Source organism: Labrys sp. LIt4, from assembly GCF_017813775.1.
Taxonomy (GTDB): Bacteria; Pseudomonadota; Alphaproteobacteria; order Rhizobiales; family Labraceae; genus Labrys; species Labrys okinawensis_A.
Window position 1 is genome coordinate 1 of sequence record NZ_JAGIPY010000100.1, and the last position, 257, is coordinate 257.

Here is a 257-nt window from a genome sequence, read left to right on the forward strand (position 1 = left end):
CTTCGCACTGTTCTTTATCGTGTTCGAGATCGCGCCGCTGGTGTGGGTGCTGATCAGCAGCCTGCAAACCGAAGAGGCCGGCTGGGGCCTGGAAAACTTCACCCGCATCTTCACGTCGAAGTTCTACCGGCAGGCCATCCAGTTCAGCCTGGAGATCAGCTTTTACTCCAGCATCTTCGGCATCATCATCGCCACCTTGGGCAGCTACTCACTGCGCCGAGTGGATTCGCCGCTGCGCAACTTCGTCACCGCGTTCG

The 257-nt window shown here is 58.8% G+C and carries 1 protein-coding gene; it reads left to right on the forward strand.

Annotated elements, in window-relative coordinates; genetic code table 11:
- Positions 1 to 257: hypothetical protein (locus J8I29_RS29800; RefSeq protein ID WP_209434443.1), on the forward strand; the 257-nt coding region annotated here is incomplete at both ends.